Genomic DNA, 14689 nt, shown 5'->3' with positions numbered 1-14689 from the left:
CATCCCGAGACGGATCGCCGGGCGGGCGGACCCGGACGGGAGCGCGACCGGCCGCGCGCGCCCCCCTAGCGGACGAGCGAGCGGAGGCGGCGCAGCGCGACGGACAGCGTGGCGAGGCCCGTGTCGTCGCCGGCGTGCACCGCATCCGATGCCTCGTCGAGCGCGCGCGTGGCGGTGGGGCCGAGCCCGGCGATCCACGCGTCGACGCGTGAGTCGGCCTCGGCCTGCTCGGTCTGGGCGATGACGGATGCGGCGAGCTCGACCATGACGGCGTACAGGTCGTCGCGCATCGCGGCGCGCGCCATGGACCCCCAGCGGTCGTCCTGCGGCAGCGCGGTGACGCGCGTGAGCATGTCGTCGAAGCTGACGCGGGCCGACAGCGAGTAGTAGACGCCCGCGAACTCCTCTAGGGCCCACCCCTCGTTCCCGGCGCGCTCGATGATGTCGAGCAGCGGCATGAGCTCGAGCAGGCCGGCTCCGCGCAGCGCGAGCTCCCGCGGTACCCCGGCCGCCTCGAACTCGCTCACACGGTCCGCGAAGCGCTCGCGTTCCACGCCCTGCTGCAGCTCGCCGATCCGCGACGCGAACTGGGCGACCGGCTCCGTGAAGCGGGTGATCTCCTCGCCGATGTCGATGCGGTCTGGCCTGTGCTGCACGAACCAGCGGGTGGCGCGGTCGAGGAGTCGGCGGAAGCCGAGGTACAGCTCGGTCTGCGTGGAGGTCGAGACGAGGTTGTCGGTCGCCTCGACTTCGACGACGAACCCGCGCAGGTCGAAGATCTCGCGGGCTGCGACGTAGGCGCGTGCGATCTCCTCGCTCGTGGCGCCCGTCTCGTCGGCGGCGCGGTAGGCGAACGTGATGCCGCCCCGGTTGACCATGGAGTTCACGACGGAGTTGACGACGATCTCCTGCCGCAGCGGATGCGCGTGCAGATCGGGCCCGTACTGCTCGCGCACCTCGGCCGGGAAGTACTCGGCCAGGGTGTGCGAGAACCAGGGGTCGTCGGCGAGCTCGGTCGTGGCGAGGTCGCTCTTGAGGGCGAGCTTGGCGTAGGCGACAAGCACCGAGAACTCTGGCCTGGTGAGGCCGCGGCCATCCTCGATGCGGCGCTTGATCTCGGCGTTCGACGGCAGGAACTCGAGCTCGCGGTCGAGCTCGTCGCGCTCCTCCAGCCACGTGATGAGGCGCTTGTGCGATGGCAGCATGGATGCGGCGTTCGAGCGCGAGTTGCCGAGGAGCACGTTCTGCTCGTAGTTGTCGCGCAGCACCTGGGTTGCGACCTCATCCGTCATCGCGCGCAGCACCTCGTTGCGGGCCTCACGGTCGAGCCGCCCGTCGCGCTCGACGGCGCCGAGGAGGATCTTGATGTTCACCTCGCGGTCGGAGGTGCCGACGCCCGCGGAGTTGTCGATGGCGTCGGTGTTGAGGCTGACCCCGGCCATGGCGGCTTCGATGCGGCCGCGCTGGCTGACTCCGAGGTTGCCGCCTTCGCCGACGACCCTGAGCCGCAGCTCGCGGCCGTCGACGCGGATCGCGTCGTTGCCGCGGTCGCCGATCTCCGCGTTCGTCTCGTCGCTCGCCTTGATGTAGGTGCCGATGGCGCCGTTCCAGAGCAGGTCGACCGGGGCCAGGAGGACGGCCCTCTTGAGCTCGAGCGGGGTGACCCGCTGCACGTCGGCTTCGAGGCCGAGCGCCTCCCGCATCTGCGGGGTCACGGGGATGGACTTCTGCGTGAGCGGGAAGACCCCGCCGCCTTCCGACATGACGGTGCGGTCGAAGTCGTCCCATGACGAGCCGGGGAGGTCGAAGAGTCGCTGGCGTTCGACGAACGTGGCCGCGGCATCCGGTGTCGGGTCGATGAACACGTGCCGGTGGTCGAACGCCGCGACGAGGCGGATGTGCTCGGAGCGCAGCATGCCGTTGCCGAAGACGTCACCCGACATGTCGCCGACGCCGACGACCGTGAAGTCCTCGGTCTGCGTGTCGTGGCCCAGCTCCCGGAAGTGCCGCTTGACCGACTCCCACGCGCCTCGCGCGGTGATGCCCATGCCCTTGTGGTCGTAGCCGGCTGAGCCGCCGGACGCGAACGCATCCGCCAGCCAGAAGTCGTAGCTCTCGGAGATGCCGTTGGCGATGTCCGAGAACGAGGCGGTGCCCTTGTCGGCTGCGACGACGAGGTACGGGTCGTCGCCGTCGTGGCGGACCACGTCGGTCGGCGGCACGATGTCGGTGCCGACGCGGTTGTCGGTGATGTCGAGGAGGCCGCGGATGAAGGTGCGGTAGGCCGACTTCCCGGCCTCGAGCCACGCGCCTCGGTCGCTCGGGGAGGGCAGCCGCTTCGCGAAGAAACCGCCCTTCGACCCGGTCGGCACGATGACGGCGTTCTTCACCATCTGCGCCTTCACGAGCCCGAGCACCTCGGTGCGGAAGTCCTCGCGGCGGTCGCTCCAGCGCAGCCCTCCTCGGGCGACGCGGCCGAAGCGCAGGTGCACGCCCTCGACCTCGGGCGAGTACACCCAGATCTCCGCCATGGGATGCGGCTTCGGGAGCCCGGGGACACGCGTGCAGTTGAGCTTCATGGAGACCCAGTGCTTCGGCTTGCCCTCCGCATCCACCTGGTAGAAGTTGGTGCGCCAGGTCGCGTCGATGATGCCGATCATCGAGCGAAGGATGCGGTCCTGGTCCAGGCTGGCGACGTCGTCGAGCGCCGCCTCGAGCCGTGCCGCCACCGTGGCGAGCTCGGCGTCTCGGTCGCCGCCCAGCTCGGGGTCGAACTTCGTCTCGAAGAGCCGCACGATGTCGGCCGCGATGGCGGGGTTCCCGGTGAGCGCCTGCTCGATGTACTCGACGGAGAAGGTCGCGCCGATCTGGCGCAGGTACATGCTGATGGCGCGCAGGATCACGATCTGGCGCCAGCGCAGGCCGCCGAGCAGCACAAGCGAGTTCAGCCGGTCGGTCTCGGACTCTCCCGACCAGACGGCGCTGAACACCGACTCGAGCTCCGCGCCCCAGTCGGCGTCGTTCCAGACCTCTGCGGCAGGGGCTGTCAGCCCGAAGTCGGAGATGTGCAGGTTCGTGCCGTCCGGCAGGGTGATGACGTACGGGTGCTCGTCGACGACGTCGACCCCGAGGTCGGTGAGGGCGGGGAGCACTCTCGTGATGGGGTACACGTGGTGGGAGGCGAACGTGAAGTAGCGCTTCCCCGGTTCGTCGCGTTCGGGGGCGTAGAGGTGCACGGCGAAGGGTGTCTCCGCGTCGAGCTGCTCGAGCAGGGCGATGTCGTGGACCGCGTCCTCGGGTGGGATGTTCTCCTTGTACCCCTCGGGGAATGCTGACGCGTACCGGCCGAGGATCTCCGCCGCACGCTCCTCGTCGTAGATGCGGTGCAGGCCATCCACGAGCTCCTCATCCCAGCCGCGGATGGCGCGCTCGATGCGGGGCTGCAGGTCCTGCTCGCTGACGTCGGGCAGCGGGATGCCCTTGGGCGCGCGCACGACGAAGTGCAGCTGGGCGAGCGGGGATTCGCCGACCCGGGTGGCGTGGTCGACCTGGCTCGCGTTGAAGGTCGTGCGCAGGAGCTCCTCGATGCGGAGGCGAACCGTCGTGTTGTAGCGGTCGCGCGGCAGGTAGATGAGGGCCGACGCGAAGCGGCCGAACTCGTCGCGGCGCAGGAAGATGCGGTAGCGGCGCCGCTCGCGCAGGCGGCTCACCTCGGAGGCAACGGCGTGCAGGTGCTCGACGCTGTCCTGGAAGAGCTCGTCGCGCGGGTACTGCTCGAGGGTCTGCAGGAGGTCCTTGCCGGAGTGCGAGTTCGGGGCGTGCCCGGACGCGCGGAGCACGGCCCGCACCTTCGCGCCGACGATCGGCAGCGTGAGCACGGACGCCGCGTAGGCGACCGACGTGAACATCCCGAGGAAGCGCAGCTCGCCCGTGACGTTGCCTGCCTCGTCGAAGCTGCGGATGCCGATGTAGTCGAGGTACACGTCGCGGTGCACGGTGGCTCGCGAGTTGGCCTTCGTGATCGTGAGGAGGCGCGGTTCTCGTGCGGTGCGCTGCGCCTCTGGGGTGAGGCGGGTGCTCGCGGTCGAGGGCCTGCGCAGGATGCCGAGCCCGGTGTGGGGGAGCGGGCGCAGCACCTCCTGGCCCTCCTCGTCCGTCTCGAGGGCGTATTCGCGGTAGCCGAGGAATGTGAAGTTGTCTTCGGCGAGCCAGGTCAGGAACTCGACGGCTGAGGCGATCTCCTCCTGCGTGACGCTCGTCGGCGGCTCGGTGCGCAGGTCGGTGACGAGGTCGAGGCAGGCGCGGCGCATGGGGCGCCAGTCGGCGACCGCCGCGTGCACGTCGGCGAGCACGTTGCGCAGTCGCTCGGCGAGCTCTTCGCGGCCCTCATCGGTGGCGACGCGGTCGATTTCGAGGTGGATCCACGACTCGAGCTCGCCGCCGTGCGTGTGCATTTCGAGCAGCTCGCCGTCGTCGTCGCGGCGCACCGAGACGACGGGATGCGCGAGGAGGTGCACGGCGAGCCCCTGTCGCGCGACGGCGGCCGTGACGGAGTCGACGAGGAACGGGGCGTCGGCCGTGCAGATGTCGACGATGGTGCGTCGCGAGCTCCAGCCGTCCTCCTTGAGGGTCGGCGTGAAGACGGCGATGAGGGTCTCGTCGCTGCGGCGGCGCGACGCGAGCCTCCGCATGGTGGCGGCGGCTCCGACGATGTCGCGCGGTTCGCGAGTCGCGATGTCGTCGGCGTCGACGTCGTCGATCAGCCGCTCGAGGCCTGCGCGGATGCTCGGCTCGACGTCGTCGAGCGCCTCGCGCAGTCCGGTGAATTCAGTTCCGTGGATCATGCCCTACCCCTTTACAGGCGGGCCGTCATTGGCCCGCCGTCGCACCCCGTGCCTCGATGGTAGCCGGGGTGGGAGGGCTCGGGTGCCGCTCAGAGGGTGACGGTGAGTCCCGTGCGAGCGCTCTCGCGGGCCGCATCCAGGATCTCGACCGTGTGCACGGCCTGCTCGAGCAGCACCGGGGGAGCGGCTTCGCCTCGGACGGCGGCGAGCAGCTGGCGGTAGAACTCGGAGTAGTCGCCGCGCGCCGAGGGCACGGGCGTGCTGCCCTCCGCGGTGTGCAGCACGCCCCAGCGTTCCTCGGTCTCGACGCCCCAGTCGGCGGCGTCGGCGGATGCGGGTCGCAAGCCGGCGTCGATCTGCGAGGTCTGCACGTCGTCCATGCGCGACTCGTACGAGCCGAGGTCGCCGTAGGCGATGAGCTCGCGGCCTTCGAGGTGGTTGATCTTGCTGGACGCGACACGGGAGAAGACGCCGCTCGCGTGGTGGAGGGCGACGTCGAAGCCGCAGTCGACGTCGACGCCACCGGCCGTGGTGATGTCGAGGTGGGCGCTCACGCGCTCGACGGGACCGAAGAGGAACGCCATCTGGTCGACGAGGTGGCTGCCGAGGTCCCGCAGGAGGCCGTGAGCCGGCCCGGTCTCGAGGGTGCCGGAATCGTCCTGGTCCATGCGCGAGGAGACGCGCCAGATCTCGCCGAGCCTCCCCTCGTCGATGACCTGCTTGAGCGTGACGAGGTCGGTGTCCCAGCGGCGGTTCTGGTAGGCGGTGAGGATGCGCCCGCTGCGCTCGGCGGCGGCCTGCAGCTCGCGCGCGCCTTTGACCGTCGGCGCGAACGGCTTGTCCGCGACGACGTGGACTCCCCGCTCGAGGGCGTGCAGCACGAGCTCGCGGCGTGTGTCGGGCGGGGTGGTGATGACAACCGCGTCCACACCGGCGTCGAGGAGCGCATCCAGGGAGTCGAACGCGGGGACTCCCGGGGCTTCGGTCGTGAGGATCGCGCGCCGCGCTGGTGAGCGGGTCACCACCCCGGCCAGCTCCCAGCCCGCCACGGCCTGGATATACGGCACGTGGAAGCGGTGGCCGCCAGCCCCGTAGCCGACGACGCCGATGCGGGACGGTGTGGATGCGCTCATGGGGCTCTCTCTTCTGCGCGGGCACTTGGTGCTAATGACAGGACAAGGCTAGGGCCTGGGTGGCCGGGCGGCAACGGCTCGACTGTCGGAGGTGTGGTGTTGAATGAGCGCAGACAGGAAACAAGGGGGTGCGACCGTGGTTGAAGGCAAGAACGGATACACGCCGCCGGCGGACTACCGGGCACCCGACTTCGTGCGGCAGTGGTCGGACTCCGCGACGCGAGGTGCCGATCGCATCGAGCAGGAACGCGAGCAGCGCACGAGAGACGGCGAGCGCGATGCCGCTCAGCGCGCCCAGGACGGGCAGCGTGCGCTCGAGCAGAGCTCGCAGGACGCGCAGCGAGCCGCCGGTCAGGCAGCTCGGGACGCGCAGCGCGCGGCCGAGCAGCTCGCACGCGATGAGGGGCGGGCCGCCACGAGCACCGCCGCGCGCGCCACGTACGACCTCGACCGCAGCGGGGAGGGTGCGCAGCGTGGACTGGCCTACTCGCACGGCTCCGCCAACGACGCGCTGCTGCGTCGTCGCGCGCAGCTGCCGACGCAGGCGCAGGCGCAGGCGCCGTCGTCGGCCCCGGCTCCGCCTGCTGGCCAGGTGTCCACCCCAGGTCCGGCCCCGACCTCTCCATCTGCTTCGCAGCCGACCACGCCGGGCGTGCATCCGACTCCCGCCGTCCCCAAGAGCCGAGCGGCCAAGGGCCCCGCCGCGAAGAACGCCGCACATCTCGGACAGCCGGGCCTCGGGCCTGGGGCCGCGGTCTTCGCCGGGCTCGCGGCCATCGTCGCGGCGTTCCTCGGCTACTGGATCCCGGTCGTCATCGCGATCCTGTTCTCGATGGCGCCCATCAAGCGCGGCTTCGCGTCGGGTGCCAAGGGCATCGCGGCCGCGATCCTCGCGATCCTGCTGCTCGCATCCGCCGCCTTCGTCCAGGTCGTGCAGGTGCTGCCAGGCGCCTTCGGAAGCGACGAGACCGAGGTCAGCACCGAGTCGACGCCCGTGGAGCTCGAGGGCGACCCCATCGAGTCCGGAACTCTCCCCGAGTTCACGTTGCAGGCCGGAAACCCCGTCGGAGGATTCGGCGAGGCCAACCTCGATGTCGTGCTGCCCGAAGGCGCCGGACAGCTGGCGGTGCTGCAGGTCGACGACAAGGTCGGTGGCCTCAGCGCGTCCATGTACAGCGGCGATCAGGTTGTCGAGTTCCAGTACCTGGAGCGGGCGACCGGCGGAACGGCACAATGGCTCATCAACACCCAGGCGGCCTTCGAGCAGTCGTTCGGCGACGACCCGACGTCGCTGGTCGTCGACCGCATCACGATCATGAGCGAGGGGGAGTGGACGGCCGAGATCCTGCCGGTCTCGGTGCTCCCTCCGTTCGACGTGGCGCTCGACGGGGTCGGCCCGGGGCTCTACCTCTACACGGGTGCGGGCGGCGAGGCCTCGATCACATCGAGCGACTACGGCAACTTCGCGATGACCGTGCACGGCTCGGAGTTCGACTACATCACCGCCGAGATCCCTGAGGTCCAGGCGAGGACCTGGCCGGCGGGCCCCTTCGTCATCGAGGTCGTCGAGGCGACCAAGATCGACGGCACACCGCTGCCCTGGAGCATCCAGGTCGCAAGCCCCTAGTTCCAGCCAAGACCCCACCGCGTGCGCTTCGAGGCGCCCAGACGGGCCTCGCTGACTCTCCACCCGGTGACGGCGTGACCTTCTGTGACGCAGCACTGCGCCGCGCGACCCTCTCGGAACTCCCGCGTACCGGCCCCTGCTGACGGGCATCCGTTCGCCAATACCTTCTCGACATGCCCTCGCATCTGAGGGTCAGCCCCTCCGCCGGAGGGTCCGCCGAGAGGAGAACGCGATGTCACAGATCGACACCGCACCGACCACCGACAGCCCGCCGTCGACGCCGCCGGACGACGCCACACCCTTGGCGAGCCGCCGGATGCAGACGCTCGGGCCCGGTGAGCACCTCAAGGTCGTGCACCCCAAGCACTGGGTGCTCTGGATCCTCTCCGCCGTCGCCGTGTTCGCGGTCGCCCAGTTCGCGTGGTCGCTCGTCACGAACCAGCGCTACGAGTGGAACGTCTTCGGCGAGTACTTCTTCAGCCCGATCGTCGTCAATGCGCTCATCCTGACCCTGCAGCTGACGGTGCTCTCCGGGGCGATCGGGTTCATCCTCGGCGCCCTCCTCGCCGTCGCCCGCCTCTCGAAGTCGCCGCTGCTGAACTCCCTCTCGTGGAGCTTCATCTGGTTCTTCCGCTCCGTACCGCTCGTCGTGCAGCTCGTGGTCTGGTACAACCTCGGCTACCTGTACCCGACGCTCGGCCTCGGGACGCCGTTCACGACGGACTTCTGGCTCGTCGAGTTCCCGACCGTGCAGCTCATCTCCTCGTTCGCCGCCGCGACGCTCGGCCTCTCCCTGCACCAGGCGGCCTATTCGGCGGAGATCATCCGCGCCGGCATCCTCTCGGTCGACCAGGGCCAGCTGGAAGCATCCGCCGCGCTCGGCCTCCCGCGCCGGTACCGCTTCTTCCGCATCATCCTGCCGCAGGCGGCACGCGCCATCACGCCGAACGCGTTCAACGAGATCATCGGCCTCGTGAAGGGCACCTCGGTGGTGTTCGTCGTCGCGCTGCCCGAGCTGTTCTACACGGTGCAGGTCATCTACAACCGCAACCAGCGCATCATCCCGCTGCTGCTCGTCGCGGTCGTCTGGTACGCCATCATCACCACGCTCCTCTCGATCGCGCAGTACTACATCGAGCGCCACTTCTCGAGAGGCGCGCACCGAGAGCTGCCGCCGACGCCCATCCAGAAGGCGAGGGCCTGGATCTCCGAGAAGTGGGCGCTGCTCGACGACGGTGAGCAAAGCGGAGGCAGAGAGAAACAGCGCGAGAAGCCCGAACAACCCGACGGGCGCGCAGCCGCTGACACCAAGGCCGACCGGAAGAAGAACGGGATCCCAGCATGAGCCAGGCAACCATCACCCGGAACGCCGAGGCCGAACTCGAGCGCAGCAGCGCAGCATCCGGGCAGGTCAGCGTGTGCGGCGTGAGCAAGTCGTACGGCGCGCATGAGGTGCTGCACGACATCGACCTCGAGATCGAACCGGGCGAGGTCGTCGCGCTCCTCGGCCCGTCCGGCTCCGGCAAGTCGACGCTCCTGCGCACCATCAACCACCTCGAGTCCGTCGACGGCGGATCGATCCTCATCGATGGCGAGTACATCGGCTACGTCAGGAAGGGAGACCGCCTCTTCGAGCTGCGCGAAGCTGAAACGCTTCGCCGCCGGACGAGGGTTGGCATGGTCTTCCAGAACTTCAACCTGTTCCCGCACCTCACCGCGCTGCAGAACATCACGGCCGCTCCGGTCGCGCTGCAGCGGGCCTCCAAAGCGGATGCGGACGCGCAGGCGCGGGGACTGCTCAAGCGCGTGGGCCTCGAGGGCAAGGAGCACCACTACCCGCGTCAGCTCTCCGGCGGGCAGCAGCAGCGCGTCGCGATCGCGAGGGCGCTTGCCCTCAAGCCTGACGTGCTCCTCTTCGACGAGCCGACGAGCGCGCTCGACCCGGAACTGGTCGGCGAGGTGCTCGACGTGATCCGCGAGCTCGCGCACGGCGGCACGACGCTCGTCATCGTGACGCACGAGATCGGCTTCGCACGTGAGGTCGCAGACCGCATCGTGTTCCTCGATGCGGGTCGCATCATCGAGCAGGGCACGCCGGAGCAGGTGCTCACGAACCCGCGGCACCCCCGGACGCAGGACTTCATCCGCAAGGTGCTCTAGCTCGCAGCGGGCCGATCCCTGCCCGCATTCCTCTTCAGAACTTCAGCAACGCATCCACTCCGAAAGGTGCCTCTCATGGCAAAGCTCAACAAGAAGAAGGTCGGCGTCATCGCCGGCGGTGTGGCGGCACTCGCCGTCATCGGGGTCGTCGCCACGACCCTTATCGTCAATGGCCAGTCGGCCCCGGTCACGGCAGCCGAGCCCGACGGTGCCCAGCCGGCAAGCGGGCTCATCGAGTTCGACCTGACCAGCGCCAACGTCGACGGCCGCCCGCAGATCGACCCGGTGCCAGAGGCCATCGCCGCGCTCGAGGCGTCCGGCTGGCAGCCCGCTGAGGCCGGCAAGCTCACGGTCGTCGGCAGCGCGTACATCCCGCCGCTCAGCTTCCTCGCCGAGGACGACAACGTGACGCGCCTGGGCAGCGAGGCCGACTTCGCGCAGCTCATCGCCGACGGGCTCGGCCTCGAGCTCAAGGGCGAGGTCGCCGCGTGGGCTGACTGGCCTCTCGGTGTGCAGTCCGGCAAGTACGACCTGATCACCTCGAACGTCACCGTCACGGAGGAGCGCAAGGACCTCTTCGACTTCGCCACGTACCGTGAGGACGTGCTGGGCTTCTACGTGAAGGCCGACAGCGAGATCGAGTCGATCACCGAGGCCAAGGACGTCGCGGGACTGTCGGTCATCGTCGGCGCCGGCACGAACCAGGAGAAGATCCTCGTCGCCTGGGACGAGGAGAACCAGGCAGCCGGGCTCGAACCGGTCGACTTCCAGTACTACGAGGACGACGCGGCGGGCACGCTCGCCCTGCAGTCCGGACGAGTGGATGCGACCTTCGGTCCGAATGCGACGGCCGCGTTCAAGGCGGCGAGCGACGGCGAGACGAAGCTCGTCGGCACCATCAACGGCGGCTTCCCGGCCAACGCGCAGATCGCCGCGGGCACGGCGAAGGACAACGGCCTCATCGAAGCCGTCGAGATCGTCCTCAACCACGCCATCGAGAACGGCCAGTACGACGCGATCCTCGACCGCTGGGGCCTGCAGGAAGAGCGCATCGACGTCTCCGAGGTGAACCCGGCGGGCCTGCCGCGCGAGGAGTAGCCATCTCCCACTCGTCAGTGACGGAACCCGCCGCGTCCTCGAAGCCCGAGGGCGCGGCGGGTTTCGCGATCAGTCGGAAGACGTGACCGACTTCAGGAAGTCGATGGTCGACGCGAGCGCGCTCTGCGCATCCGCCCCCTCGAGCTTGAACTGGTACTCGTGCTGCAGCGCCGGCTCGTGGTCCTCCGGGTAGAAGACCGCGGTGACCGGCACGCCGAGGCCCTGCAGCTTCGTCGCGAACGGCTGCGACTGGTTCGCGGTCAGCGGGTCGGCGTTGCCGCCCGAGATCCAGGTCTGCGGGAAGTCGGCGGTCACGTAGTCGAGGGTCGACATCTCCTGCCCTGCGGGGGTGTCAGCCCAGTCCTTGTCGCCCTGGTACGCCCACAGCGCCACGCGGAAGCCGTAGCCGCCGAGGCCAGGCGCGCTCGGGATGCCGCTCACGTCGTAGATGCCGCAGTTCAGCACCATCCCAGCGAGCTGGTCGGCGGCGAGCGCCGGGGCGAGGCCGACGAGCTCCGCGTACTCGGGGTTCGTGGCGAGGGCCGCGAGCTGGCTCGCGAGCTGCGCGCCCGCGGAATCGCCCGCGAGGATGATCTGGTTCGGGTCGATGTTGTACTCGGCCGCGTTCGCCGTCAGGTGCGCGAGCGCCTCGTTGAGCTGCGTGAGCGCCGTCGGATAGGTGGCCTCCGGCGCGACCGTGTAGTTGACGGCGACCGTCGTGAACCCCTCCGCGGCGAGGATCTGCACATACGGGTCGACGTTCTGCTTGCCACCCGAGATCCACGCGCCCCCGTGGATCCACACGACCGTCGGCAGCGCCTCGGTCGTGCCGGCGGGTGAGTACAGGTTGAAGGTCGTGTCCGAACCGCCGCCGCCGTACGGCACATCGAGCTGCGACTGCAGGCTGTCAGCGGTCGGCGCGAAGGCCTCCATCTCGGTGACGGTGCGCTTCGCATCCAGCTCGAACAGGCCGCGGATGACCATGGCAGCGGGCCAGGGCGTCGACACCCAGATGATCGCGCCGACAAGGCCGGCGGACAGCACGCCGAGCGGCACCGTCCTGCTCTTGCGGCGGTACCAGGGCTTCGCTGCGTTCCTGGCTGGTCTCGGCGTGACACTCGGGGGGATGCTCACCCTCGCATTCTTCCAGTACCGCGATCCATGCAGACGCACACCGCCGTGTTGTCCGCGAGCCCGGGTATGCAATATGTTGCAGATCACCCCCTCCTCGATGCAGCGATGCAGCGCCGACCGCCCAGATCGGTGGCGCTCCTGCGAGCATCCCGACGCCGAACGGCCCATGCATGTACGCCCTCCTCGTGATCCTCCAGACGGTGGTGCTCCCGCTGCTCTTCGGGGGCGTGCACCTGGGTGTCGCGGGCGGCAATCCAGCGCTCGTCTTCGGGATCTGGTTCGCGTTCTGGGGCGTCGGGTCGCGCCTCATCGTCGCGGGCATCAGTCAGCTCACGAACCCCCTGCGAACCACGCAGACCATCCTCGGGGCCGCCGCCGCCGACGAGAGCGATGAGCCTGAGGAACACGCTGCCGGTACGCGCATGCAGACGCTCAACGCGACCGGCGCCGCGACCGCGCAGGTGGTGCAGGAACTCGGGCTCGCGAACCTCAGCCTGGGCACCGTCGCACTGGTCTCCTCGCTGGTCCCCGGTTGGGGACTCGTGGGCGCGCTTCCCGGCGCGATCTACCTGGGCCTCGCCGGCATCCGGCACCTCGCGAAGCGCGGCAAGAGCACCAACGAGCTCGTCGCGACCTGGACCGACCTGCTCGTCTTCGTGATCGTCGTGGGCGGCGTCGTCGCGGCCGCCCTCCGCGGCTGGTGAACGACCCGCTTCCCGGCTTGTCGCGTCGCGTGCTGCGATAGCGTCGAGCACACCATGATGCTTCGCCTGGCTCGCGCGCTGCTCGTGCGCAGCGCGGTGCGCGACGTGCGGACGGGCCTGCTGTCGATCGCGGTCACCGGCCGGCCTCCGAGCGGCGGCGCGGTGCTCGCCGCCAACCACGGCTCATGGTGGGACGCCTACCTGATCGGCCTCTACGCCAGGAACACCGGGTTCGACGTGGCCGTCATGATGGGCGACGAGCAGCTGCGCCGCTTCCCATTCCTGCGCCTCGTCGGGGCAGTGCCCCCGCGGGCGGTCCGCACGCTCGCCGACCGTGCGCGCGCCGGCGACTGGGCGCTCATCTTCCCGGAGGGCGAGCTGCGCGCGGGGCGCGGGCTCGCGTCGCTGCACCCGGGCGCCGAATGGGTTGCGGCGCGCGCCGAGGTTCCGCTGGTCCCCGTCGCCATCCGTGTCGTCATGCGCGGGGCGGCCAAACCCGAGGCGTTCATCCGCTTCGGCGCGCCCGTGCGCCCCGAGCAGCTCGCCGCCGCGCTCGGGTCGATGCTCGAGGAGCTCGACCGGGCCCTCGACGCCGCCGACCCCGCACGGCCCCTGCCGGGCTACCGCATCGTGTTCGACGCGCAACGATTTCGCCGAGACAGAGTCGGCTTCGCCGGACGGATGCTCGCGTTCCTGACCAGGCCGGAGGGCTTCAGGGCTCGTCCTGGTCGTCAGGGCGAGCGGGGCCGCGAGTGAACCGGTCGCTCGTGAGCCGCGTGGTCGCCGGAGTCTCCCTCGCGTACCTCGGCGCGAGGGCGATCGTGCTGCTCGCGAACGCGCTGACGCAGCCGAGCCTGCGGGCGGCGGCCGCGACGGCAACCGGGACCAGCCGCGCCCGTGCCCGTGCTGGGACCGGGCCTGGATCGTCGGCCTCACCAGCTCCGGCTGAGCGCTCGGGCCACGCATCCGCGCCGCGGGTCGCGCTGCTCATCCCTGCCCGCGATGAGGAACCGACGCTGCGGGAGACGCTGCCCGGATTCCTGGGTCAGGGAGCCGACGAGGTGGTCGTGCTCGACGACGAGTCGGCCGACGCGACCCGCGCGGTCGCCGAGGCCGCGGGTGCCCGCGTGCTTCGGGGTGCGCCGCGCCCCGAGGGGTGGACGGGCAAGAACTGGGCGTGCGCGCAGCTCGCCGCCGCCGGCGAGGCGCCCGAGCCGCCGAGGCCCGACGATGTGCTCGTCTTCACCGATGCCGACGTGCGCTGGAACCCCGGTGCGCTTGACGCGCTGCTGGTGACCATGCGTGCATCCCGGGCCGACCTCCTCACGGTCTTCCCACATCAGGAGACGCGGACCCTCGGCGAGCGGCTCATCACGCCCCTCAACGACGCGGTCGTGCTCGGGTCGGTGCCGATGGCCCTGCACGGGCGCAGGGCGCCGGTCGTTGCGAACGGCCAGGTCATGGCGTTCACGCGCGCCGCCTACGCCCGCGTCGGAGGCCACGTGGCGGTGAGCGGTGAGCTCGTGGAAGACATGCGTCTCGCCGAACGGATGCGCGCCGCTGGCGGCCGAGTCGTGACCGTGCGGGGTGGGAGCGCGATCGGTGTGCGCATGTACGACGGGTACCGGAGCTCGGTGCGCGGCTTCGCGAAGTCGCTCCTCGGCCTCCATCACGGGTCGCGGGCGCTCATGCTGGCGACGAGTCTCCTGACGGTCTGCGTCTACTCGCTGCCGTGGGTCCTGCCCTTCTTGCCCGGTGCGGGGGAGTCGCGCGCAACCGGGCGCATCCTTCGCCTCGTGCGGTTCATGGGCCTGCTCGATCGCACGGTCTCCAACCTCATCGCGGGGCGGCGACGCCCCCTCGACCTCGCCGAAGGGCTGCTCGGCCCGATGAGCCCGCTGCTCGTGCTGCCCGTGTACGCGTTGGCGGGGCGCCGCAGCGTCGCCTGGAAGGGCCGCGCCTACGAGGCATGACCACGCACCGCGTCTA

The 14689-nt window shown here is 70.1% G+C and carries 10 protein-coding genes; 7 read left to right on the top strand and 3 right to left on the bottom strand.

The annotated features are described in order from the left end of the window. Positions 1-65: 65 nt before the first annotated feature. Both ACQFZP_RS16900 and ACQFZP_RS16895 read right to left on the bottom strand, forming a co-directional pair. Positions 66-4844 (bottom strand): NAD-glutamate dehydrogenase, encoded by a 4779-nt coding sequence (locus tag ACQFZP_RS16900; RefSeq protein WP_211892165.1) that lies wholly within the window; start codon positions 4842-4844, stop codon positions 66-68. Between the two features lie 89 nt (positions 4845-4933). Beyond that, entirely contained in the window at positions 4934-5977 is a 1044-nt protein-coding gene (locus tag ACQFZP_RS16895) for a Gfo/Idh/MocA family protein (RefSeq protein ID WP_211892164.1), read from the bottom strand. Positions 5978-6113: 136 nt separating this feature from the next. Between ACQFZP_RS16895 and ACQFZP_RS16890 the strand changes: the two genes are divergently transcribed. The 4 genes from ACQFZP_RS16890 to ACQFZP_RS16875 all read left to right on the top strand — a co-directional run bounded on the left by ACQFZP_RS16890 (position 6114) and on the right by ACQFZP_RS16875 (position 10862). Beyond that, a complete protein-coding gene (locus tag ACQFZP_RS16890) occupies positions 6114-7604 on the top strand; it encodes a hypothetical protein (protein ID WP_211892163.1) in 1491 nt (496 codons plus the stop codon). A gap of 232 nt (positions 7605-7836) precedes the next feature. Further along, on the top strand, positions 7837-8949 hold the full coding sequence (locus ACQFZP_RS16885; RefSeq protein WP_374100773.1) for an amino acid ABC transporter permease: 1113 nt from the start codon (positions 7837-7839) through the stop codon (positions 8947-8949). Further along, positions 8946-9764 (top strand): amino acid ABC transporter ATP-binding protein, encoded by an 819-nt coding sequence (locus ACQFZP_RS16880; RefSeq protein WP_211892162.1) that lies wholly within the window; start codon positions 8946-8948, stop codon positions 9762-9764. Before ACQFZP_RS16885 ends, ACQFZP_RS16880 begins: the two co-directional genes overlap by 4 nt. 75 nt (positions 9765-9839) lie before the next feature. After that, complete coding sequence (locus ACQFZP_RS16875) at positions 9840-10862, top strand: ABC transporter substrate-binding protein (RefSeq protein ID WP_211892161.1); 1023 nt, start codon at positions 9840-9842, stop codon at positions 10860-10862. A 69-nt stretch (positions 10863-10931) separates the two neighbouring features. Here ACQFZP_RS16875 and ACQFZP_RS16870 read toward each other — a convergent pair whose 3' ends face one another. Next, positions 10932-11996, bottom strand: a complete 1065-nt coding sequence (locus ACQFZP_RS16870) for an alpha/beta hydrolase (RefSeq protein WP_307852956.1) — start codon at positions 11994-11996, stop codon at positions 10932-10934. A gap of 170 nt (positions 11997-12166) precedes the next feature. On the opposite strand from ACQFZP_RS16870, the gene ACQFZP_RS16865 reads away from it, so the two are divergent. The 3 genes from ACQFZP_RS16865 to ACQFZP_RS16855 are packed head-to-tail and all read left to right on the top strand — an operon-like array spanning position 12167 to position 14673. Then, a complete protein-coding gene (locus ACQFZP_RS16865) occupies positions 12167-12700 on the top strand; it encodes a hypothetical protein (protein WP_211892159.1) in 534 nt (177 codons plus the stop codon). 54 nt (positions 12701-12754) lie between these two features. Next, positions 12755-13456, top strand: a complete 702-nt coding sequence (locus ACQFZP_RS16860; protein ID WP_211892158.1) for a lysophospholipid acyltransferase family protein — start codon at positions 12755-12757, stop codon at positions 13454-13456. Beyond that, positions 13453-14673 carry a glycosyltransferase gene (locus tag ACQFZP_RS16855; protein ID WP_211892157.1) on the top strand — a complete coding sequence of 407 codons (1221 nt, stop codon included), beginning with the start codon at positions 13453-13455 and terminating at the stop codon, positions 14671-14673. The genes ACQFZP_RS16860 and ACQFZP_RS16855 overlap by 4 nt, the downstream gene beginning before the upstream one ends. Positions 14674-14689 lie beyond the last annotated feature (16 nt).

Origin of the sequence: Pseudoclavibacter sp. Marseille-Q434 (assembly GCF_050315415.1) — a bacterium.
Taxonomy (GTDB): Bacteria; Actinomycetota; Actinomycetes; order Actinomycetales; family Microbacteriaceae; genus Pseudoclavibacter.
This window is presented reverse-complemented; position numbering and strand designations above follow the sequence as displayed.

Excerpts from the sequence above, each read along its gene's own strand:
- ACQFZP_RS16900 (WP_211892165.1), bottom strand. The coding sequence starts at position 4,844 with ATGATCCACGGAACTGAATTCACCGGACTGCGCGAGGCGCTCGACGAC.
- ACQFZP_RS16895 (WP_211892164.1), bottom strand. The coding sequence starts at position 5,977 with ATGAGCGCATCCACACCGTCCCGCATCGGCGTCGTCGGCTACGGGGCT.
- ACQFZP_RS16885 (WP_374100773.1), top strand. The coding sequence starts at position 7,837 with ATGTCACAGATCGACACCGCACCGACCACCGACAGCCCGCCGTCGACG.
- ACQFZP_RS16880 (WP_211892162.1), top strand. The coding sequence starts at position 8,946 with ATGAGCCAGGCAACCATCACCCGGAACGCCGAGGCCGAACTCGAGCGC.
- ACQFZP_RS16875 (WP_211892161.1), top strand. The coding sequence starts at position 9,840 with ATGGCAAAGCTCAACAAGAAGAAGGTCGGCGTCATCGCCGGCGGTGTG.
- ACQFZP_RS16865 (WP_211892159.1), top strand. The coding sequence starts at position 12,167 with ATGTACGCCCTCCTCGTGATCCTCCAGACGGTGGTGCTCCCGCTGCTC.
- ACQFZP_RS16860 (WP_211892158.1), top strand. The coding sequence starts at position 12,755 with ATGATGCTTCGCCTGGCTCGCGCGCTGCTCGTGCGCAGCGCGGTGCGC.